Annotated in this window: 16 protein-coding genes and 2 pseudogenes; 3 read left to right on the forward strand and 15 right to left on the reverse strand. The window is 37.6% G+C overall.

What is annotated here, in order from left to right; all coding sequences use genetic code 11:
• Positions 1 to 80 precede the first annotated feature (80 nt).
• Together ASO14_RS11730 and ASO14_RS11735 are read right to left on the reverse strand one after the other, a co-directional pair.
• The gene (locus ASO14_RS11730; RefSeq protein ID WP_068457542.1) at positions 81 to 389 is read right to left on the reverse strand and encodes a metal-sulfur cluster assembly factor; all 309 of its coding nucleotides are present in this window, start codon (positions 387 to 389) and stop codon (positions 81 to 83) included.
• A 60-nt stretch (positions 390 to 449) separates the two neighbouring features.
• Positions 450 to 1,217, reverse strand: coding sequence for a prolyl oligopeptidase family serine peptidase (locus ASO14_RS11735; RefSeq protein ID WP_068455457.1), 768 nt, complete (start codon positions 1,215 to 1,217; stop codon positions 450 to 452).
• A gap of 126 nt (positions 1,218 to 1,343) precedes the next feature.
• On the opposite strand from ASO14_RS11735, the gene ASO14_RS11740 reads away from it, so the two are divergent.
• From ASO14_RS11740 to ASO14_RS11750, 3 genes are all read left to right on the forward strand, one after another.
• Positions 1,344 to 1,577 (forward strand): hypothetical protein, encoded by a 234-nt coding sequence (locus ASO14_RS11740; protein WP_068455459.1) that lies wholly within the window; start codon positions 1,344 to 1,346, stop codon positions 1,575 to 1,577.
• Between the two features lie 138 nt (positions 1,578 to 1,715).
• Complete coding sequence (locus tag ASO14_RS11745; RefSeq protein WP_068455461.1) at positions 1,716 to 2,522, forward strand: Cof-type HAD-IIB family hydrolase; 807 nt, start codon at positions 1,716 to 1,718, stop codon at positions 2,520 to 2,522.
• Positions 2,523 to 2,546: 24 nt separating this feature from the next.
• Positions 2,547 to 3,410, forward strand: a complete 864-nt coding sequence (locus ASO14_RS11750) for a DegV family protein (protein WP_068455464.1) — start codon at positions 2,547 to 2,549, stop codon at positions 3,408 to 3,410.
• Positions 3,411 to 3,477: 67 nt separating this feature from the next.
• Here the strand turns inward: ASO14_RS11750 and ASO14_RS11755 are convergent, their stop codons facing one another.
• The 13 genes and pseudogenes from ASO14_RS11755 to ASO14_RS11815 form a co-directional block, all read right to left on the reverse strand.
• Complete coding sequence (locus ASO14_RS11755) at positions 3,478 to 4,920, reverse strand: alpha-amylase family glycosyl hydrolase (RefSeq protein ID WP_068455467.1); 1,443 nt, start codon at positions 4,918 to 4,920, stop codon at positions 3,478 to 3,480.
• Between the two features lie 112 nt (positions 4,921 to 5,032).
• Complete coding sequence (locus tag ASO14_RS11760; protein WP_068455470.1) at positions 5,033 to 5,410, reverse strand: YisL family protein; 378 nt, start codon at positions 5,408 to 5,410, stop codon at positions 5,033 to 5,035.
• Between the two features lie 379 nt (positions 5,411 to 5,789).
• Positions 5,790 to 6,692 carry a fumarylacetoacetate hydrolase family protein gene (locus ASO14_RS11765; protein WP_068455475.1) on the reverse strand — a complete coding sequence of 301 codons (903 nt, stop codon included), beginning with the start codon at positions 6,690 to 6,692 and terminating at the stop codon, positions 5,790 to 5,792.
• A 57-nt stretch (positions 6,693 to 6,749) separates the two neighbouring features.
• On the reverse strand, positions 6,750 to 7,910 hold the full coding sequence (locus ASO14_RS11770) for a DUF418 domain-containing protein (protein WP_068455478.1): 1,161 nt from the start codon (positions 7,908 to 7,910) through the stop codon (positions 6,750 to 6,752).
• 16 nt (positions 7,911 to 7,926) lie between these two features.
• A pseudogene (gene addA / locus ASO14_RS11775) lies at positions 7,927 to 10,272 on the reverse strand (helicase-exonuclease AddAB subunit AddA); the annotation flags it as partial.
• Positions 10,273 to 10,384: 112 nt separating this feature from the next.
• On the reverse strand, positions 10,385 to 12,202 hold the full coding sequence (gene ltrA, locus ASO14_RS11780) for a group II intron reverse transcriptase/maturase (RefSeq protein ID WP_068455483.1): 1,818 nt from the start codon (positions 12,200 to 12,202) through the stop codon (positions 10,385 to 10,387).
• Positions 12,203 to 12,796: 594 nt separating this feature from the next.
• A pseudogene (locus ASO14_RS11785) lies at positions 12,797 to 14,128 on the reverse strand (UvrD-helicase domain-containing protein); the annotation flags it as partial.
• Positions 14,115 to 17,630, reverse strand: coding sequence for a helicase-exonuclease AddAB subunit AddB (gene addB / locus ASO14_RS11790; RefSeq protein ID WP_068455489.1), 3,516 nt, complete (start codon positions 17,628 to 17,630; stop codon positions 14,115 to 14,117). The pseudogene ASO14_RS11785 and the gene addB, both read right to left, overlap by 14 nt.
• Positions 17,631 to 17,754: 124 nt before the next feature.
• On the reverse strand, positions 17,755 to 18,381 hold the full coding sequence (locus ASO14_RS11795) for a TVP38/TMEM64 family protein (protein WP_068455492.1): 627 nt from the start codon (positions 18,379 to 18,381) through the stop codon (positions 17,755 to 17,757).
• 128 nt (positions 18,382 to 18,509) lie between these two features.
• On the reverse strand, positions 18,510 to 19,679 hold the full coding sequence (locus ASO14_RS11800; RefSeq protein ID WP_231726956.1) for a PDZ domain-containing protein: 1,170 nt from the start codon (positions 19,677 to 19,679) through the stop codon (positions 18,510 to 18,512).
• A gap of 206 nt (positions 19,680 to 19,885) precedes the next feature.
• Positions 19,886 to 20,455: a peroxiredoxin family protein gene (locus tag ASO14_RS11805; protein ID WP_068455495.1), complete on the reverse strand. Its 570-nt coding sequence runs from the start codon at positions 20,453 to 20,455 to the stop codon at positions 19,886 to 19,888.
• Entirely contained in the window at positions 20,452 to 21,081 is a 630-nt protein-coding gene (locus tag ASO14_RS11810) for a hypothetical protein (RefSeq protein WP_068455498.1), read from the reverse strand. The genes ASO14_RS11805 and ASO14_RS11810 overlap by 4 nt, the downstream gene beginning before the upstream one ends.
• Before the next feature lie 127 nt (positions 21,082 to 21,208).
• A complete protein-coding gene (locus ASO14_RS11815) occupies positions 21,209 to 22,522 on the reverse strand; it encodes a murein hydrolase activator EnvC family protein (RefSeq protein WP_068455502.1) in 1,314 nt (437 codons plus the stop codon).
• Positions 22,523 to 22,530 lie beyond the last annotated feature (8 nt).

Raw genomic sequence — 22,530 nt, forward strand, 5'->3', positions numbered from 1 at the left:
TTTAATTCTCCTATCTTTATTTAATCATAAAAAAATGACCTTTACGATTCAAGTATCGAATGTGAAAGGTCATTCTATTCTTAACGTACGCCTAAAGCCATTTTTGCATAGCGCGTCATATTGTCTTTTGACCATGGTGGATTCCAAACAATATTTACGTCTACATCTTTTACTTCTGGTAATTCAAATAATGCTGTACGAATTTGGTCGATAATCATTGGTCCCATTGGGCAGCCCATTGATGTTAGTGTCATTGTAACCATTGCGACACCTTCATCATTCATATCTACGTCATAAACAAGACCTAAATTGACGATATCAATTCCTAATTCTGGGTCAATAACGTTTTCTAGTGCGCCTAGGATACTGTCTTTCATATCTTGATCGATTGCCATGAAAGTTTACCCCTTTCTACATAGTGTTTAATCAATCATAACAAAATTTAAGGCTTATGCCAAATACTCTGCAAACCAATCCACGTTTGCAAGCATACCTTTACGATTTACTTTATGACCTGAACTTTTTGATGTCATATGTTGCCACTTCTCAGGAGCATCTGCATACTGTTCTTTCATTGCTTCATAAAAAGCGTGTGCTGGTGCATATGGAACCATTTGATCTTTTTTACCATGCCAGAAGAATACAGGTCGTCCTGCTAATTTTTCAGGATGGCTACTAATTTCGAAGTAGGCTAGCGTGCGGTATAAATGTGCCAATTCTTCTTCAGAAAGCGGTAATGGTAATCCCATCGCTTCCACTTGTTCGATTTGTGCTTTTGCTAAATCAACATAGTTTGGTGTACCCATCATCACTGCTGCTACATCAATCCATGGATAGACAGTTAGACACCCTAATGTCGTAATCGCTCCCATCGATGTTCCACTTAGACCAATTTTTGTACCTTCTTGAATAATTCCTTTGTCTTGTAGTGCATGATAAATCGTCTCAACTTCTTCAATATTCGTTAAGACAATCTCCCAAAATCGTAAGCTTAATTGAACAGGATCGAGATGTTCATCACGATCACCATGTAACATGGCGTCTGGCATGATGACACGCATTCCTTTATTCACATAGTTATAGGCATAGTGTAGATTATGCTCTTTTGCACTTTCAAAACCATGTAAAAATAGAATGGTTGGTGTTGATGCATCCATCGTTTCATCATAGATGTGTAGTAGTGGGATATTGCCCCATTGTTCTTTTTTAATCTCCATTTCCTGTCCACTCCTTTACATTTCTACCCTTATCGTAACAGAAATTATTTTATGTGACGAATAAAAATGAACAAAATCGGGAAAAGGTCATTTTATAAAGCATTAGACAATTTAAGGAGGTATTGTATGGGGTTCCAAGCGATTTTTGCTTTAGCCGTTGGTATTTTCTTTTTGGTGCTCGGAATTTTCGCTTTAGTGAAAGGTAAATCTGTAAGATTAATTGTTTTAAGTTTTGTATATGGTGCAGTGCTTATAGTTTATGCGTTCTTTTATAATTCAATTAATTCTTGGTTGTTCTTTGGTGTCATTATCGTATTCAGTGCAATTGTATCCGCTGTAAATCCTAAAAAAGCAAATTAGTAGGATGATATGAAAAGAAAATTGGCAATTTCCAATTTTCTTTTTTATTATGACTTATTCACTCTTTTCGAAAGGAAGTTTTGACGGAATACGGTGTATAAGGGTAAAATTACGGGATAGAGAGGAGTTTTGCGATTCATGAAGCCTCATTTAATTGTGCTTGATTTAGACGGCACATTATTAACGGATGAAAAAGTGATATCACCTACGACAAAAGAAACAATCTTGCAAGCAAAGTCAGTAGGACATCAAGTAATGATTGCAACTGGGCGGCCTTTTCGCGCCAGCAAACATATTTATGAAGAACTAGGACTACATACACCAATCGTTAATTTCAACGGTGCATACATTCATCAACCTCATCACACGCAGTTTAAAACACAACATAATCCGATTCAATTACATACTGCAACGGACATTGTGGAATCTCTTCACGAATACCGTCTTGCCAATGTCATTGCGGAAGTGATGGATGATGTTTATGTTGAACAGCAAGACGATCCACTTCTTGCGATTTTAGGAATGGGTAATCCACGTATGACATATGGCAAAATTAAAGAGCATCTAAAAGATGATCCAACAAGTTTATTACTTCATGCGAGTGACCAAGAAGTTGCAATCATTCGTGAATTTTTAGAACATACGAAAGCAGAAGTAATTGATCATCGTCGTTGGGGTGACCCGTACCATGTAATCGAAATCGTGCGCAGCGGTATTCATAAAGCAATTGGTTTAGGGATCGTTTCAAAGCATTTACAAATTCCAAAAGAACATATTATTGCATTTGGTGATGAGGATAATGATTTAGAGATGCTTGAATATGCCGGTCTTGGCGTGGCAATGGGCAATGCGATTGGCGATGTAAAAAATATTGCAAATGAGATTACGGACAGTAACAACGAAGACGGAATCGCGCGTATTTTACGTGAACGTCTAAAACTCTAAATGAATTATAGGAGGTGTAAGCACATGAAACTATTTGCAGATAGCGCATGTGATTTACCACAATCTTTTTATGTAGATAATAATGTACATCTATTTCCACTACGTGTTGAGCTAGATGGCAAAGAATTCGACGATGTCATTGGCATTGATGTACAAAAAGTATATGACGAAATTCGAAATGGCAAATCGCCAAAAACCTCTCAAGTATCACCTGAAGTATTTTTGTATGCTTTTGAAGAACTTGCAAAATCAGGCGAGGAAGGTTTATATATCGCATTCTCTTCTGAACTTTCAGGTACATACAACACTGCTCGCATGATGCGTGAACAGGTGCTTGAAAACTATCCTGATTTAAAACTCGAAATTATTGATTCAAAATGTGCATCACTTGGTTATGGTATGGTCGTAAAAGAAGCGGTTCGTGTACGCGATCAAGCATACTCATTTGAAGATGTTGTAGCACGTACACGATTCCAAGCAGAACATATGGAACACTTATTTACTGTAGAAGACTTAGATTTTCTTGCTAAAGGCGGACGTGTTTCTAAAACAAGTGCTTTCATCGGTGGATTATTAAGCATTAAACCACTCCTTCACGTAGAAGATGGAAAACTAATTCCAATCGAGAAAATGCGTGGTCGTAAAAAAGTGTTTAAGCGTATTTTAGACGTAATGGAAGAACGTGGTGAAACACTATCTAAACAAGTCATTGCAATTAGTCATGGTGACGACCTAGCAGCTGCACAGGAAATGAAGGAAATGATTATCGAACGCTTCCACCCTGTCGCTGTTGAGTTACATGTGATTGGTTCGACTATCGCATGTCATGCAGGCCCTGGAACAATCGCTGTCTTTTTCTTAAACGAATTATATCCTGAAGCTCTATAAATCAAAAATCGGTTGAGACCTATGTGTTATAAACACATTAGATCTCAACCTTTTTTAAAGAGGTACACTATATTCCTTCCCCCTTCTTTTTTCGCACAACACCAATCACAATCGTAATCATAAGCAATACAAATAGTGTCCCTACAACCGCCAGTGATAGATACGGAAAATCCACACTTTTTCTTGGCTGGATTTCAAAAATTTCTGCCTGTTCACGATCTAATGCGACACGATACTTTTGATTAGGACTCGCATAGACTCTTTCTCCATCTAATAAACTTACCAATTCTCGATTCTTCCCAATCGCCTTTTCAGAAAGGTTCATTTGCTGTGTCTGATCTGTATTATTAACAACTACGAGCCATTTCTTTTTATCATCATATCGTTCGTAAGCGACAAAACCATCTTGATGATTTAATAACTTGAATGAACCATTTCGCAAGGCTGGATTATCTGAACGAATTTTTTGAAGCTTTCTGATGTAATCTGTTAGCTCATTATTTTCTTTAAATTCCATCATACCAAGTGTATCAGGTGGATTTTTTCCACTCATTTCATTTTCAGTACCATACATCATAATGGGCGTCCCTGGTAAAGTAAATAAGGTCGTTAGCGCCAATTTCAACTGTGGACTCGATTCACCTTTCGATATTTTGGTATGTTCTGAAAAACGTGTATTATTCACATCATCAATCATGAGTAGACGTGGATTAACTTCACGATCTTCTCGAATATTTTTCACAACCGATGTAGCAGTTGCATTCGGTTTTTTAAAGACTTCCTGAAAAGCCTTCATCTTTCCTACATCATAATCCACATCAAAATTCGCATCTGAGTCATCATCAGATAGGACGACTAAGTCAGGATTACTTGCTTTTAAAATCAGCATTAAATCATTTAAAAAAGTTGGATCTACACCTTGTATCCCTGTAAGTCGAATACCATCCACTTGATTATGATAAGCATAATCTGCTGCAGCTTTCATCAAAGCTTTTTTCACTTGTTTATTTTCTAAATTCCAATTAACCGTTCCCTTTTCAGTCGCAGGCTTCGTCCAACTCGCTTCCTCACCCTTTGGAATCAATACATTCTTTTCACTCACACCATTAATCGGAAAATCAGCAATCACTTTGATTTGCTCTTTATTTAAGGCTTCACGCATCTTTTGATAATCTGCTTCTGTCCCAAAGTAAGGTTGTAGTTGACCATAATCCACTACTTTTTTTCCGCGATAGTCTTCTGCTTTTGCTAGGCTTCCGAGTGAAATATATGAAAAACGCAATTTTTTAAAATAACTTGCCTTCGTTCGAACTCCTTCAAAATCGCCACCCATAAAAGGCTCTTTTAAGTTTGTCGGTCCATTATTTGCTGGATTTCCATCCACAAAACGATCAACAATAATGTCATAAATACTCTCATCGTGCATGTCCTGCTTAGCTTTTACAAAAAAGGTAGGCGAAATTAAAAAGAGTAAACATAACGACAAGATGAAAGAACTTATTTTTTTCATCTATCCTTTGCCACCTTTCATAGTCTATTCACTCTTATCCTTTACCCCCTTTAACGAAAAAAAGTAGTACAAACCATAAATTCGGTCTGTACTACTTTTTATAGATGGTTTTTTAGAAGAACTGGAAGCCCATTGGCAATTTGAAGCCTAGTACAAGTACAACGATTAAGCAGATAATAAAACCTGCCCACATACCACCAGTCGATTTACCTTTATTGCTGCGAACTAATACTAATTCCATAAAGGCGATTACACCTAAACCGAATAATAGTTTAAATCCGTACAACATACCCTGACCGTAATCAAGCGCTGTAATGAATAAAGCAACACCTGTTGCGATAATCAAAATATAGAATAGACGTAAAATCATATGTGTAATTTTGCGCCCTTTTGAACCTTTTTGCATACTAACTGCAACAAAGAATAAAATTAGTGCTACAACCCATGTCGTAATATGCAAATGAGTTTGTGAACCTAAAAATTCAAGCATGTTTTTCACCTCGTATAATTGTCATATTTCTTTTTCATGTTACCAAAGAGATGCAGACTATACAAACAAAAATACCCACAGAAAACGAATATAGGAAGAAGATACAAAAACATCGTTCTAAATAGCATAGATGCACAAATGCTACTTCTACTGTTCCCTTATTCAGCTAAAAGTTAACTGAGTAAAAAAGGAATTCTTATTGCTTAGGTTAGGACATTCGGGCAGCGAAACGGGCCATTGGTGGAAGTGTTCGGGCCACTCGTTCCTCGATTCGGGACATTCGCTCGTCCAATCGGGTCACTCGAGGGCGAAAATGGGTCACCCGACCAAATAACAAAAAAATCTCGACAGCCGAGGCATGTCGAGATTGAATAATATCTTATTCGAAACGGTTTACTAATGTACCGATTCCTTCGATTGATACTTTTACTGTATCGCCTGCTTTTAAATACGTTGGTGGAGTCATACCTTTACCAACTCCTGCTGGCGTACCTGTTAAAATCACATCACCTGGTTCCAATGTTACCATGCTTGAGATTTTTACAATCAAATCTTCAACAGTATGCATCATGTCACGTGTTGTACCATTTTGACGTACTTCATCGTTGACTTTTGTAACTACTGTTAGATTTTGTGGATTTGGAATTTCATCTTTCGTTACTAAATAAGGTCCCATTGGGCAAGACTCATCTAGACTTTTTGCTAAGAAGAATTGTTTATGACGTTCTTGTAAATCACGTGCTGTAATATCATTTGCAATCGTATAACCAAATACGTAGTCAAATGCTAAAACTGCTGGAATGTTCTTCCCTTTTTTTCCGATTACAACTGCTAATTCACCTTCGTAATCAAGTGAATCTGTTACATCTGCATGAACAGAAATTGTTTGCTCATCGGCAGCAATAGCTGTTGGTGCTTTTGTGAATACAACTAAATCTTCTGGTGCATGATCAGCGCCCATCTCTTTTGCATGCTCATCATAGTTTTTCCCTACGCAAATAATATTCTTTGTCGTACGTGGAATTGGTGCAAGCCATTCGATGTTTGTAAATGCATGTTTGAAAATAGCTGGATTTGGAGATTGTTCAGCCGCCTCTACTAATTTTCGCATTTGCTCTACAAATTCAAAACCATAAGTCATACCTTCAACAATTGTTTCAGAAAACGAAGGTAAGACATTTAACGATTTTTGAATTGCTAGTACATCCCAAACTGCTTCTTCTCTTTTTACTTTCGGACCAAATCCGATTTCATTGTTGTAACGAAATGATAAAATTTTCATGAATAGTGGCACTCCTTCTTTTTTTACAATAATACCTTATTTTCTATTAAATTTCCTCTATTTTTCAAATCTCTTTCCATACGTGACACTTTTCCAAAGCGCTTCTACAGGACCTTGTTTAAAGTACTTGAACCAAATCATTGAAAAAACGAGCTGAATCGCATAAATTGCGAGTGCAATATAGAATAAGTGTAACAGACTTAACTTGCCATACAAACCAAAACCAAAGCCATAAAATAAAATACTTTGGATAACAGATTGCATTAAGTAAGTTGTTAATGACATACGACCTGCTGCTTGAATCGGTTTTGTAATGATTTGCACCCACGGAATGAGTCCAAGAAGTACAATTAATGATACATAGCCTACCGTTAAAATCGGCGCCCCGATCACTTGACCAATACCTTCATAAAAAATCGAAGTAGGTTCATGATAAATGAGATTTTTTAAATAGAGCCCGAGTGACAACCCTATAATACATAAGACGAACCAAAGCTTCTTAAGTTCTCCTGCTCGTTCAATTAAACGCCACTGGCTTGCGGCAGCACCAACAAGCATGAATGGGAGGATTGTAAAGAATGCTGAAATCCACATCATAATTGAATATTGTAAAGATAAATCATTTAGACGTTGGAAAAAGATTTCAATGACTCCACCATAACGATAAGCCTCAATCGACTGTGCCACACCTGCTACATCTGTGTATTCAGACGAATCGGAAATAAATTGACTTGAAATATAAAATAAAACGGTTACTGTCAAACTGCAAATACCGAATAAAATAGTCGCAATAAGTAGTTGGAAAATCGGTCTTAACTTTAATAAAAATAATAAACCAAAACCAAGTACAGCATAGGTTGTCAAAATATCACCATACCAGATGAAAAAAGCGTGTAATAAACCAATCAATAATAGGAAGCTTAGCCGCTTAGAACCATAACCAATGAATGATTCACCAAGTTCCTTTGATTTGTTCATTTGCATCTGTAAACCATACCCGAATAAACCTGCAAATAAAGGGTAAAAACTTCCTTGTACAAAAATCGTTAAGTATTTTTCCATCTGTAAATCAGTTGGATGTTCTAAAAACTCACGTAATGACACATAGTTTACAGGGAAATTAAACGCCAATAAATTGACGAGTAAAATCCCAAATAAGCTAAGTCCTCTTAATAAATCTAATGTGCCAATACGTTGTTTCGTTGGTGCAAGTTGCATCAACTTCTATCTCCTCCTATACGTCAAACCCATGATGTGCAGCGAATGCATAAATCATCGTACGCGTAATTTGAATATCTAAAATTTCTTCAACAGCTTGCTTATATGTGTGTAACTGAATCGAATAGCGTCGACGTAATTCAGCTTCTAATCCTTCTGTTGTTTGCATTGTAGCTGTGAGACGGTCCGTCTTGTAATCGAGCAGTACCCATTCACCAGAAGTCGTTTGATATAAACAATCAATAATCCCTTGTACAATCTGTGCATCTCCGTCTTCATCAACAATCGCACGTGTGAATGGTAATTCTCTTTTTAAAATAGGCGCTGACTTAAACTCCTGTCCAGTTGGACTCGCAAAGAACGTCAGTAGGTCTTGTGGTTCAACAACTTGTGCTTCTTCCTTTGTTAAGAGCTGGCGTTTTACAAGTGTCTGCAAAAAGACTTCAATTTCTTCTACTGTTTCAAAACCTTGTTGTGGCACATGCTCCATCACTGCATGGACAGCAGTTCCTTTTTCAGTTCCACTCATATTCGTCTGTTCTTGCATGAATTTTGGTCGTGGACCTTGCGTCACTTCCACCTTCTCTTTCACAGGTTCAAAAATCATCTCTGGTTCTGCCTGATCTTCTAACAACTTCAATCGCTTCATTTCTGAAACAGACGTTTTCGATTTTTTACGCGTCGATGTTTCAAATGGATAGCGATAGTCCAGACGTTGATGAATAAGCGTAGAGAAAAATTGATTTTCTTCCGTTACAGATTTTGGCAATACCTCATATTCTTCTACTGCAACCGTCATATCCTGACAATCGACAATCTCTATTTTAAATCGTGAATGGTCGGGTGATGCTGTACGTTCCATTTCTTCGACATCGGCTAAATAATCAGGATGTCTTGCAATAGCTGGACCAATCCAATCAAAATAATTACTCGCTTTTGCACGCTGATGTTCTGGAAGCGGGTCGCCCAGTGCGAGTAGTTGCGCATCTTGCCACTTCTCTTGCGCACTCGCCCACTCTTTTACTGAACCAACTAAATAGAGTTTTTCTTTTGCACGCGTCATTGCAACATATAAAACACGCATTTCCTCCGCCTTCATCTCAAGCATTTTTTTCTCTTTCATCGCTAAATAAGGTAGTGATGTATATTCAATTCGTTTTTCAGGGTCAATCATTTTAACTGCTAATCCAAACACAGGGTCAAATAGATAGGATTGATTAAAGTCCATACGGTTGAATGGTCGCCCCATTCCTGCAGCGAATACATATGGGAACTCTAAACCTTTTGACGAGTGAATGGTCATAATACGTACGACATTTTCGGATTGTCCAATCGCTTTCGCTGTTCCTAAATCATCGCCTCTCAAGCGCATACGGTCGATAAAACGAAGGAAACGAAATAACCCACGAAATGCCGTTTTTTCATAAGCAATTGCTCGGTCATGTAAGGCACGAAGATTCGCTTGACGTTGTTTACCATTCGCCATCGCACCAACCATCTCATAATAATTCGTATCAAGATATACTTTCCAAATTAAGTCCGCTAACGAACCTCTACGTGCTAAATTCCGCCAATCTTCAAGTAATAGTAAGAAGCGCTGTAGCTTCTCTGCTGCCTCTGTACGCATCGCTTGCCCTTGCCCAACAAAAGACTTCAGTGCATCATAAAACGACGCTTTACGGTCTGCTAGACGGATTTCAGCTAGTTCATTTTCAGTTAGACCGATAAAAGGTGCACGTAATACAGAAGCTAACGGAATATCTTGGTATGGATTGTCAATTACTTTTAAAGTATTCATCATGACCATCACTTCGATAGCATCGAAATAACCGCGTGATAGTTCTGCGTATAACGGTATTCCTGCTAACTTAAATTCCTCTACAAAATCGGCAGACCATGTCATCGAACGCATTAAAATGACAATATCGCGATATTCAATTGGGCGACTGATAGGATTACCATGCTCGTCTTTTTTGAAGGCATCATAAATCAACTGTTCACGATTCATTAATTGTTGAATTTGCGAGATGATATAGCGTGCTTCTCGTTGTGAAGTACGTAATTCCTCAATCTCTTCATCCACTTCTTCCTCTTCTGTCGCATGCAGTACAGCGACCGTAATCGGCGTATCTTGTGCTGGATAAGGCGCAGCTGGTTTTAAACTCGCTGCTTCGTCATAGTCAATCTCGCCAACTTTTTCACCCATGATTTGCTTGAAGATATAGTTCGTACCATCTAACACTTCATGCCGGCTTCGGAAGTTCGCATTCAAATCAATTTTCATACCTGTATCCGTCGGTTCGTCTTGATATTGTAGATACTTATTTAAAAATAGCGTTGGTTCAGCGAGTCGGAAACGGTAGTAGAGTAGGAACCCAGCGCCTTGCTACATTGCCGTAGTAGGTTTCCAGAGAACCCCTCCCCGAACCGTACGTACTCCTCTCAGAGTATACGGCTCTCCACTTATAACAAACCTATCGTTGTTTATGAATTTCTTTATGACATTTTATACATACAACTAGTGTTTTACGTTGCTTGGCGAGCATTGTCCATTCCCAGTATTCTTTACCTTTTAAGTTCTTAATTTTATTCACATGATGAATTTCGAACTTCGTATCTGGGTGGTTATCTCCACATAATTCGCATTGTTTTGCACTTAGTCGTTTTTCTAAATCATTTCTGCCTTGATATACATACAAATTTGGTAGTTGGTCCATTTCTGATTGAAAGATTTCTTTCTTTTTTTCAAAACCATCTTTATAAAAGTAAGCTATTCTCTCACCTTGCTTTGTTTCATACTTTACGCCCCAGTACTTACCTTGTTTAAACTTAACCTTCATTTTTGATACTGTGGATTTATATTTATTCGCAAGTGTTTTCAGACAGCTATATTCCATTACATAACGCAGTTGCCACATTTTTCGATTTACATTTTCAGCTAAAGCATAATAATTATAAATCCCTCGTAATTCCGCATTATATGTTTCGATGATTTCTAAATCAGATAAACCGACAAGTCTTGGCCGATGCAACATATCCCATTGCTTGGCATCAATATCTTTAACCATTTTATTTTTGACAATTACTTTTTCAATCGTCCCTTTTGGAATACGTAGTTGTACATATCCTCTATATTTACGTTTTTTCACACCGTTTTTATCCTTTGCCACACTTAAATCATGGCTAATTGAGATATCGTAGCTTAAAAATCTTGCAAATTTTGTACTATGTGTAATGAGTGTTTTTTCTTCCGATAGTTCTAATTGCAAACGGTCTTTCAAAAACTCTTTCATTGCTTGTTTTAAACGTTCACAATCCTCTTTACTACCATTTACACCGACTATAAAATCATCTGCATAACGCACGTATTCCATTGCTTTATACGTATCGGTATTTGGTTCATAGTACGGTAAATTAAGCAATATTTTCTTATTCGCCTTATATTCTTCAATCATCTGTTGTCGTAAATTTTCGTCTTCTGTCGTATTAATTTTTTTATGCAAACGCTGATTACGCATATCATATTTTCGATATTCCGTATTTCGTTTACGTCCTATCTTTGGCTCACCTAAATCAAATGAAGGTTTTAATTTATTTTCAACATATTCATCAAATTCATTTAAATAAATATTTGCGAGTAATGGACTAATGATACCGCCCTGTGGTGTCCCGCTATAAGTCTTTTGGAATCGCCAATCTTCCACGAATCCTGCTTTTAAGAATTTCCACATGAGACGAATAAATTTCTCGTCCTTAATATGTTTTCGCAAAATATTGATTAGTACTTGATGATTGATGTTATCGAAAAATCCTTTAATATCTCCTTCAATGAACCAATTGACGCCCGTAAAGGTTTTCTTTATTTCGACTAACGCTGTATGACAACTTCTTTTCGGTCTAAAACCATGAGAATGATTTGAAAATTTCGGCTCATAAATTGCTTCTATAATCATACGACATACTTCTTGTACTAAACGGTCTGTAAATGTAGGGATACCAAGTGGTCTTGTATCACCATTTTTCTTTGGGATATGAATACGACGTACAGGTTTGGGTTGATAACTTTCATCTTTTAAAGATTCTATAATCCCATGAATTTTTTCTTCACCAAATCCATCTGCCGTTTCTTCGTCGATACCTTTTGTTGCACTACCTTTGTTTTTGTATATCTTTGTATAGGCTTTTATATAAAAATCTTCGTTGTATAAATGTCTGTATAGACGGTCAAATTCAAAACCGTCCTTCATTGCTTGTTTCGATAGATTGTATAAGACAATTTCTGAACTTTGCATAGAGCATTTCGCTCCTTTCTTTATTGTTTTATACGTTATAAGCTGCTCCCCTTCGCCGTGTAATAGGTTTTCCCTATCTCGGACTACTACGGGAGCTCCGTTACCATATTGGATATTCAGTACCTTTGTACATAGCCTAATGGCATTCCAACTTAGGTAATCCCCATTTAGTATATTGTATACAGGCTCGATTCATTGTCGGAAGGAACGTTCATCCTTTTCTTCAATCTTGAAGTGTGTCTATTCTTTCATCAATCAGAAACTAGATTTCAGCCTCAATTTATAGCGTTCGTCCATGTTCAGTTGCATCCATTTAGTACACTGAACAGAATAGATTCTAGGTTTCAAACGGTTTCCTAGACGGTTAGACATGACCCCACTCGGACTATTCTTCAAGCAGTTTAGCCTTCTTCCTTATATGAATCTTTTATATCTCGCCATTCAGTCGTAGCCTTTCCGTTTAGGCTAACTTATGACTTGTACCGACATGCTACACTCCCTTTTTGGTTTCCCGCCAAGATAAGTCGGCTGATATATAAACCGTTTCTGTAGTTTATTCACCGCCAAATGGTGAAATATACAATACCCTTATGGGCGCACAATTGACTGCTTTACGTCCCCAACCATGAACAGATTACCGTCTGCTGCATCACCGCGCTTTACTAATTGTAAGATGGTCTCTTGCAGTCGGTTTGTATCTTGATATTCATCGACTAAGACTTCTTCAAAACGAGCACGATAATCTAACGCAACTTCAGAAGGTTGTAAATCATCATCTGTTAAAATTGCTAAAGCAAAATGCTCTAAATCCGAGAAGTCAATCAAACCCTTATCTGCTTTAACAGCCGCATAGCGCGTACTAAATTGTTTCGTTAAATCAACTAATGTCTCAATGAGTGGCTTCATCGCACTCATTTCTTCTAGTAGCTTTTCAGGTGGGCGTGTGAAGTAAACCATTACAGAATCGTTGATGATTTTTTTAGCTTGTTCACGTTTCGCTTTTGCACGCTCTTTCATACCTTCATCGCATGTATCTTTCTTTTGTGAAGCAAGTCGTCCCCACTTGAACTGCGAGAAGTAAGCTTGCATCTCTGACCATGTACCTTCTGTTACAAGCGCGCGTGCTATCATTAATTGTTCTAAATCTTTTTCAGCCGTACTACCAAAAGCATCCGGACCATTCGGCTGAATCGCTAATTGACGTACTTCTTGCACTAATTGAATCGCCGCTTCCACTTGTAATAACAGTGATTGTTTAATAATTGCAGCAATCGGTAAGTCATCAATGTGTTGAATTCCTGTCACATCATATTGTTCTGGTAAACGGTCGAGCCAGTTAAACGGTTGCGGATTAACGCGAGACATCTCGTATAACTGCGCAATTAATAATTCCATCGCCTGATCATCGCGGTCAGATGTAAAAGCATCGACGAGACGATATACCTCTTGCTTATCTTCTTTTGCATAGGCTTCTTCTAATACTTCTGCCATGGTATCATCTCGTAATAAGGCAGCTTCTGTATCATTCGCAATACGGAAACCTGGATCGATATCGAGTAGATAGTTATATTGGCGAATAATATTTAAACAGAACGAGTGAAGTGTCGAAATTTGTGCCTTATTCATTAAAGAAAGTTGGCGGCGTAAATGCTGAGATGATGGGTCTTCATCAATCGCCTCTTCCAAAGCTTTCGACATACGCTGACGCATTTCAGCGGCAGAAGCATTCGTAAAGGTTACAACGAGTAATTGATCGACGTCGATTGGGTTCGTCGTGTCCAATACTTTTTCAATCATACGATTAATTAAGACAGCTGTTTTTCCTGAACCTGCTGCTGCGGATACAAGCGTATCTTGACCTTTTGCCCAAATGGCTTTCCACTGAGCATCTGTCCACGTAACACTCTCTGGTTTAGTTGGAATCATAAGTTGTCGACTCCTTTCGAATTTTTTCAATCACGGTATCATCTGATTCAGCGCGTAATGTGCGATATTGTTGTTGTGTATCTGTTGTATCAAACTGACAAACTGCTTTTTGCGGGCAGTAGTCACATGCTGTTTTTTGTTTTAAGCGATAAGGGCTAATTTTTGTGTCGCCTGCTAAAATTCCTTCGCCTGCTTCTTGGTGTTTCTTACGGACGAATGTGCGTAAATCCTCTAATTCTTCACGTTGAATAACAGAAGACATTCCTTTTGAAACAGAACCATCTTTTTTCAAATAGGCAGGAACGATTTGTGAGCGTCCGCCGACATCTTCTAATGTTTCATCCATTTCCAAAATGACATCTTCTGATTCCAGTAGTAAACCACTCATTTTGAACTTTTTCAGCATTTCTGCTTCAGTTTCAACTTCATTTAGTACCGCTTCTTGCTTGAGCATCGGGTTGTGCATATGCACGTATAATACGCCACCTGGCTCTGCTTTTTCATCTAACCAATGCGTAGAATTTTCGACTGCAACATCTAAATACGTCAACATTTGAAGCGATAAACCATGATAGACATCATTCAAGTCGAGACGCTGAGATGAAGACTTGTAATCAATAATACGTAGGTATGATTCGTCCCCTACTTTTGTGGCGTCAATGCGGTCGATTCGTCCGCGCAGCTTCATTTCATGCTGATTTGTTAATTCGATAACCATTGGCGGAATCGCTTCACCCGGTCCAAAAGCAGCCTCTACAGCGATTGGTTTGAATCCTGCATTTTTTGCATGGTGACGCATCGAAATCATCGTGCGTTCTACAATCATTGTGAGTTTACGTAAGATGTATTGATAGCGTGCTGTACTTAGTAAAATTTGATGGTAGAGTAGTGGCACGACGACTTGAACCGCGTCACGTGCGAGTTGTTTACACTGCTCGATGGAGAGTTCACGCCATTGAATATGTTCTTTCGCTGTTTCGTCTGAAATCCATTTGAGTGCCGCGTGGAATAAGTCACCGATTGTTGGTGGTTCTAAACGATATTCCGCACGTTCTTCTAAACGGAGACCGTATGTGGCGAAATGAGAGAAGGGACATTTAAAATATTTTTCAACGCGCGATACACTAGATGTAATCGTACGACCATATAGCTCCTCTGTAATCTGCTGTTCCAACGGTTCCGTTTTATTATGTGTATGTGTCGCATACATAAGACGTTCATAAATCGTTTGCCATGTTGGATCTTGTTCATAATAACTCTGTAATGCTTGCCATTCAGGTGATAATGGAACACCGTCATGCTCACTTCGACGAATCTGCGCCATTAAATAAGCAAGTGCAGTTCTTGGATGTGAGATATACGCCCAGTCATCTTCAGATGTCAGTGCTTCATCTGGTGTCATAAAGATGATTTCTTCTGAGACACCTGTTAAATCTTGCAGACGTTTTATATATAAAGAAGGAAGTAATGATTTTCCTTCTTCATCACTCATCGCATAACTCACCACAAGCTTTTCAGAAGCAGCAGTTAGTGTACGATAAATGATTAAATCTTCTTCTAATAAACGCTCTTTAGAAGTAGGTGCAATCTCAGCGCCCAGTCTTGTAAACCATTCACGCTCAGAATCTGCAATCATTCCTTCGAAATCAATACGTGTTGGATAGACACCGTCATTCATACCGACAACATAGGCTACTTTAATATTCGAAAGACGTGCTAAATCTGCATTAACAACAGTCACTTGGTCCACAGAAGGCGGAATACGCGCAAACTCTAACGTATCAAAGCCTTCATCTAATAGCGGAATGACTTCTTCAAGTGTCATCTCTTGATTTCCAAACATTGTTACAAACTGGTCGAGTAATTGAATGAAGCCATTCCAAGCTTGTTCATGCTCAGCTGCTTCAAATAATTTACCATGTTCTAATTCATCTGTTTGAAGCGTCTGTAACTTCGTATATACATGCAACTCTTCCATGAAATTGAATAATGCTGCTGCATAGTCTTGTCCTACTTTTGCTTTTGTAAGTGCGTCACTTAACTGCTTGATTGGTTGCAACAACAATTGACGTACCGCTTCAATTTCTGCTTGCATCGCTCGTTCTTCATCTGTTTGTGTTTTTTGATAAAATTCAAGGCCACGATATTTTTTATAAATCCAACGCGCATCGTCAAACCAACGTTCACGGTAGATTCCATTTGCGATGACATAGTTCTCCATACGATCTGCGCGCTCGCGCCAAATTGATTTATTTGCACCAACTGGGAAGAATAAATCGGTTTTCACTGCACGAAAGACAGGTTCATACATCCACCCTTTTTCAATTACTTCTAAAACAGAGCGACTTAACTCGATTAATGGATGATGAAGCATCGGTTTCTTTTGGCTGAGGAATACCGGTAAATCATACTCTTTAAAAATTGTTTCGATTAACGGATCATATACATCTGCTTGTCGATATAAGATGGCTACATCACGATAACGATGTGTTTCATCTTGTTGAATAAAATCACGAATATGACGTGCCACAGCATGAATTTCAGCCTTTCTAGTCGTCGCCGCATATAATTCAAGTCCACGATCTGCCTGTTCAGTCATCTGTTCTAATGGATAGTGATGTAGGTTTTTCTCAATATAACGAAGCACATTCGATTGAAATCGTTTCGCTTCTTGTAAATAGATGGCTGGATTTATGACAACACCTAATGAAGATGCATCATCACGTAATTTTTGAGCGAGCAACGCTGGGCGGTGGAATAAAGCTTGAGGATCTTGTGTATCCCACTCTGAGTCATAAGGTAAGGCAATCGTTACATCTTTAGCATGAACTATTAACTTTAATACAAGTTCATATTCACTCTTTGTAAATGTTTCAAAACCATCAATATAAATATGCGATTGCTGAATGAGTTGGCTTTGATCGACCGCTTCAATTAATAGTGGAACATACCCTTCCGAATCAATATACGCCTCTCCTAATTGCTCATCAATTGCCTGCATAATAAGTTGTAAATCATGCATTTTATCTTGTAAGCTTACAGGCGCATTTACTTGTTCAGCTAGTTGCTGCTGCAATCCTAGTAAAGTCGCATGATCTATATGATAATGACTAAATTCTTTTAAAACTGCTTCAATTTCTTCAGTGAATCCTCGTTTACTCGCAGATTTTTTAAATAGTTTTAAATCTGGTTGCAGTGTTTGCAATACATTTCGTACCAACATACGATAACCAAAGCCATTCACTTCTTGTCGGCTAATTCCACCCACTTCTGATAATACGCGCCATGCAAGTCGTTTAAATGTTGTAGCTTGCGCACGAATCATTCCTTTGATTCCACCTGCTGTTGTTAATTGATGTTCAGATGAGAAAGACATTTGGTCAGGCACAAGTAAAAAGAGTGGATTACCTGTCGGATTTTCTTTCAACTGTCGAATAATCTCTTGTTGTAGATACGTGGTTTTCCCACTTCCTGCACGACCATGTACAATCGTTAAAGCCATTTCATTTCCCTCCTTTTCTTCTTCCTTTATTGTACAAAAAATCCACAATGAAAACATAGATTCGCCTTTTTTTTATTTTGAAATAAAAAAGAGGACGAATTTCATCATTTCGCCCTCATAATGTTTATAATTTTTCATGATCATCTTTTTGAAGTGAACGTAAATGCTCTTCCATTTTACGATTATTTCGTTTCTCCACATACTTTCCACCAACCCACATTAGGACAATGATGAGAACAACGACGACTGATTTCCAAGGTTTTGTAATTAGGGATTGTAAGTCAGCTCCAATCCAACTAATAACTAAAATCATAATGAATTTTGCACACATAATCGTAATAAGATAACTTTTTTTCTTTAAATTCGAAAGTCCTGCTACCACATTGACGATGGCAGAAGGTGTAAATGGAAAACAAAGTAAAATGAATAATGGCATGAACCCTTGAATTTCTACCCACTGAATTAATTTTTTTACACCTGTTCGGTCCGTAACAAAACGAAAATATTGACTGTGACCAAATTTACGAATTAATAAAAAGACGCAGTAAGAGCCAAGTACAGCTCCTCCCCATGAAAATAAAAAGCCTAACCACAAGCCATAAGCAGTAGCATTTGCAACAACGAATGCAGCTAGTGGCAAAAATGGTAAAAATGCTTCTATAAATGGTAATAAAATTGCACCGAATGTTCCAATAACGCGATGTTGTTCAGCTAATTGCTGAAATTGATCAATGCTCAACCAATCTGGCACAGTTGTTACCCCCTCTAAAACATACAACTCATTACTTAGTATACGATGTAACTAAGTAGAAAGTTTCTGACAAGCTATTGTTAATAAAATGAGGTGAAACGCATAAATTAGCGCTTCACCTCATACGTTTACTGTACGAGTAGTAAACCAATACGGAAATGATCGTGATGGAACACGATATGTTGACGTAGTCGAACTTCTCCGTCTGTATCTAATACTTCAATTTTACATTGCGCTGCGTTTTGTTGAAGTGCACGATATAACTCTTCTTCTGAATGCACAGATTCCCCGTTCACTTTACGAATCGTTTCACCAATTTGTAACCCCATCGCCTCAGCAGGTGAATTCGGTAAAATGGCAGCAATGACAACCCCTTCATTCTGTGGTGTCACTGCAAACTTGCCTTTTCGTTCACTTAACCCGTAAATAAATGAAATGAGGATACGCCCAATGATTGCTACAAGAACACTTGCTAATCCTAAAATTGGATAGAAATAAGAGACAATCCCTTCAACGAACACTAAAGCTCCTAATAAAACGATGGTACGACCCATTTGCGGATAGAAGTACATTGGCAACATCTTACGTGCACGCTGTTGAAAGCCAATGACGATAGGAAATAGAATAAATCCATATGTTTCACCGCCTAAAGAAAAGACAGGCCAGTAGGACACAAAGCTTGTGATTGTATCTCCTGGAATGACAAGGAAAACTGGAAGAATCCACAATCTTTTTGAAAGGAATGTAACGGCCTTTAAGCCGCGAGCAGTTCGTTGTAATCGTGGTGAAGCCAAGTCTGCCCCGTACTTTTGCACAAGCATACCTTCAGCAATTAGTAGAATCCCTATTAATAAAGGGATACTTGAGAGCATACTTAACTTAAAATCACTTGCATTAATTGTAAAACCAAATAATGTGAAGCCCCAGTTTTGTGTAAATGTTACCCATAGAACTAAGAATGCAATTCCGAATGGATATACGACAGATGCTAGTTGATAATAAAAGCTCACGACGAAAAGAATCGATAACACGGTTACTAGCATGATATATTCCATCGGTAAGACAATCCCAACTAATAAACTAAATAGGGATACACAGAAAGCCGCAAGCCAGCCTTCACGTAATAAACGAATCGTTTCAGATAGTCCCCAATGAATACGAATTTTAAAAGATTGACGTTCACGAATGACACGACGATAACCTAATAAAACGGTGAAGATGATGGTTATATAAAGTAAGGGGTTCATAAATAGACGTAAAACGCCTTTTAATAATTCGACAATAATGTCCCAAAACACAGTTGTTCCCACCTCTAAAAGATTTATTTATACCCCATTATATTAAGAAATGGTAGCTTATCATAATTGTACCAAAAGGCTGTTTTAATGAGTAGCATATTCTATTACATATCGACTATTTTTACCCTTTTCATACAAAGTAAAACAAGAGCTAACATAAAATAAGACTTCAGCAACAGTTTGCTAAAGCCTTAAAAGGTATTGAATTAATCTAATGACTTTACAACATCAGCAAGCTGCTGTTCATTCACTAAATTTAATTTTTGTTGAATAACTCCCTTTGTATTCACAAAGAATGATGTAGGGAAGTTTAATACATCGTATTTTTTAATAATTTCACCGCGTGGGTCAATCACAACAGGATACGTCATATTATATTTGTCAATAAACTTCTCAACATCCGTACTCTTACGTTCAGTACTCATCGCATTGACAGATAAAATGACAAAATTCTCATCTTTCGCATGTTCATTATAGTATGTAACCATGTGGGGCGTTTCAGCTTTACAAGGTGGACACCATGTCGCCCAGAAATTAATCATAACTTTCTTCCCTTTAAAATCCGATAACGAAACTTCTTCACCTTCTAATGTTCGAAGCGTAAAATCAGGTGCTTTTTGCCCGATTGCAATACCAGGAATATCTTCTGGTTTTTTCCCCTCAACGACTGTTTTTTTTTGTTCTTTTGGTTCTGTATTTTTTTGAATAATTGTTGTAACCGCAATGCCAATTAGCGCAATTACTAAAACAAAACTTGCAATTCTTTGCCACTTCACGAAAGTTCGCTCCTTTTCATTTTAAACTGATACCATGCTGTATAGACAATAAATGTTAAGATCATCCATAGTTTAGGTTGTTGAAAACCGAGTGGTTCAACTAATAGTGTAAACAATAAATAAATAAGTGTCATACGTAACGCAAAACGATCCATTTTTTTAAAAGAACGTTGCCACAAGATTAAAATAAGAATAGCCAAGTTAAAGAAAACCATCAAAATCGTTAGCCATAACACTCCATCATTTAAAAGTGCGTATAAAAACTGCGAGCTACTATACATACTAAGCCAATAGAAACTCTGTTGTTGAATCGTATCTTTTTCGCTTTTCACCCGTAAAACACTATAGATGAATAAAATGATCGCTGCCAACGCAATACCAAATGTTCCACCATCAAAATAAAGCATCGAAAGTGGGTAATTCATAACTTCTTGCCAATTCGTTAAAACATAACTAAATTTCCAAACTAATATAAAAAGAACGAAATAATTTAAAAATGAATCAATCCATTTTCTACGTTTTAAAATAAAGAGAAAAAGAATCGTTATACTCATTGCGCCTAAAACGGCGAGCGATGTTGCAGGTAATGATAGATTGAATATGGTGTACCACATATTATTTTGCATAGACATCCTCCTATACCCGTTACGGTATAATATTCTTATATGAAATACAACTAAAAAAGCCGAGTCTGAAGTGATTTTCTCTCTCTTCAGACTCAGCTTCAATTCAATTCTCTCCTCTTGAATTGAATTATAGTGAAATATATTGCAGTGGGTTTACAGCACCCGTTGCTTGATTCACCCAAGAACCAATATGAATTTCAAAGTGAACATGAGGTCCTGTTGAACGTCCTGTTGACCCAATGTAACCAATAACTTCACCTTTTTTAACTGTTTTACCAACTGATGTACCAAAACGACTCATATGTGCATAAAGTGATGTGTATGTTTGACCATTAATATTATGTGTAATCATCACGACATTACCATATGTAGATAGTGGACTTGCTCGGAATACAACACCGTCTGCTGCTGCTACAATTGGTGTCCCTTCACTATTCGCAATATCAATACCATAGTGATATTCTGCTCCTGCACCAATGTCACGTCCTGCAAAACCTGAAGTGAATCGACCTTGTGCTGGTTTCATCCAAGTACCCGATGAAGCTGTTGGTACAGATCCTACACTTGCACTTGATGAAGAGCCACTTGAAATTGAATTGGATGTTGTTGAAATCGCTGCACTAGCTTTTTTCGCTGCTGCTGCCTCAGCCATTTTACGTGCTTTTTCAGCTGCTTTACGCTGCTCTGCTTCGATTTTCTTTTGTACTTTCGAGCTGACACTTGCAACTTCTGAATAATGATTTTCTAATCCTTTACGCTCTTTATTCAGTTTTGCTTGTTTGCGTTCCATCTGTGTTAAAGCTGCTTTTTTCTTATCTTGTTGTTTTTTCAAGCTTGCTTTTAAGTCTTCTAATTCTTTTTTACGATCTTCTTGTTCAGCAAGTTTTTCTTTCACTTGATTTTGTTGTTCTTCTACTTTTGCTTGGTCAGCTTTTTGTTCTTCTACAATGCGTTCATCCGCATTGACAATTTCATTCACTGCTGAGACGCGGTCGATAAAATCAGAAAAGCTATTAGAACCTAAAAGAACATCGATATAGCCAACTTGTCCACCTGTTTCTTGCATTGCGCGTGCACGCTCTTTTAAGATTTCATTACGCTCATCAATTTTCTTTTGAAGTACTTCAATTGATTTTTGTAATTTTTCAATCTCGTACTTTGTCTGTGCAATCTTTTGCTCTACACCTTCGATTTTATTATCTGTCTCTTGAATTTTCACTGTGATTTTCGAAACTTCTTTTGCAGACTTCTCAATTTCAGCTTGGGCTTTTGCAATTTTTTCTTTTTTAGCTTGAAGTTCTTTGCTGATTTTACTTTTCTTTTGATCCAACGCATTTTTCTCTTTTTTCAAATCACTAACAGATTCAGCACTCGCGCTCATAGTAGGTACTAAGAGCGTCGTTGCAAGTGCTGCTGCGATTACTTTATTTTTTTGTAACACAACAAAAT

This window comes from Kurthia sp. 11kri321, from assembly GCF_001534765.1.
In the GTDB taxonomy this organism is placed as follows: Bacteria; Bacillota; Bacilli; order Bacillales_A; family Planococcaceae; genus Kurthia; species Kurthia gibsonii.

Excerpts from the sequence above, each read along its gene's own strand:
- ASO14_RS11735 (WP_068455457.1), bottom strand. The coding sequence starts at position 1,217 with ATGGAGATTAAAAAAGAACAATGGGGCAATATCCCACTACTACACATC.
- ASO14_RS11740 (WP_068455459.1), top strand. The coding sequence starts at position 1,344 with ATGGGGTTCCAAGCGATTTTTGCTTTAGCCGTTGGTATTTTCTTTTTG.
- ASO14_RS11745 (WP_068455461.1), top strand. The coding sequence starts at position 1,716 with ATGAAGCCTCATTTAATTGTGCTTGATTTAGACGGCACATTATTAACG.
- ASO14_RS11750 (WP_068455464.1), top strand. The coding sequence starts at position 2,547 with ATGAAACTATTTGCAGATAGCGCATGTGATTTACCACAATCTTTTTAT.
- ASO14_RS11755 (WP_068455467.1), bottom strand. The coding sequence starts at position 4,920 with ATGAAAAAAATAAGTTCTTTCATCTTGTCGTTATGTTTACTCTTTTTA.
- ASO14_RS11760 (WP_068455470.1), bottom strand. The coding sequence starts at position 5,410 with ATGCTTGAATTTTTAGGTTCACAAACTCATTTGCATATTACGACATGG.
- ASO14_RS11765 (WP_068455475.1), bottom strand. The coding sequence starts at position 6,692 with ATGAAAATTTTATCATTTCGTTACAACAATGAAATCGGATTTGGTCCG.
- ASO14_RS11770 (WP_068455478.1), bottom strand. The coding sequence starts at position 7,910 with ATGCAACTTGCACCAACGAAACAACGTATTGGCACATTAGATTTATTA.
- ltrA (WP_068455483.1), bottom strand. The coding sequence starts at position 12,202 with ATGCAAAGTTCAGAAATTGTCTTATACAATCTATCGAAACAAGCAATG.
- addB (WP_068455489.1), bottom strand. The coding sequence starts at position 17,630 with ATGGCTTTAACGATTGTACATGGTCGTGCAGGAAGTGGGAAAACCACG.
- ASO14_RS11810 (WP_068455498.1), bottom strand. The coding sequence starts at position 21,081 with ATGCAAAATAATATGTGGTACACCATATTCAATCTATCATTACCTGCA.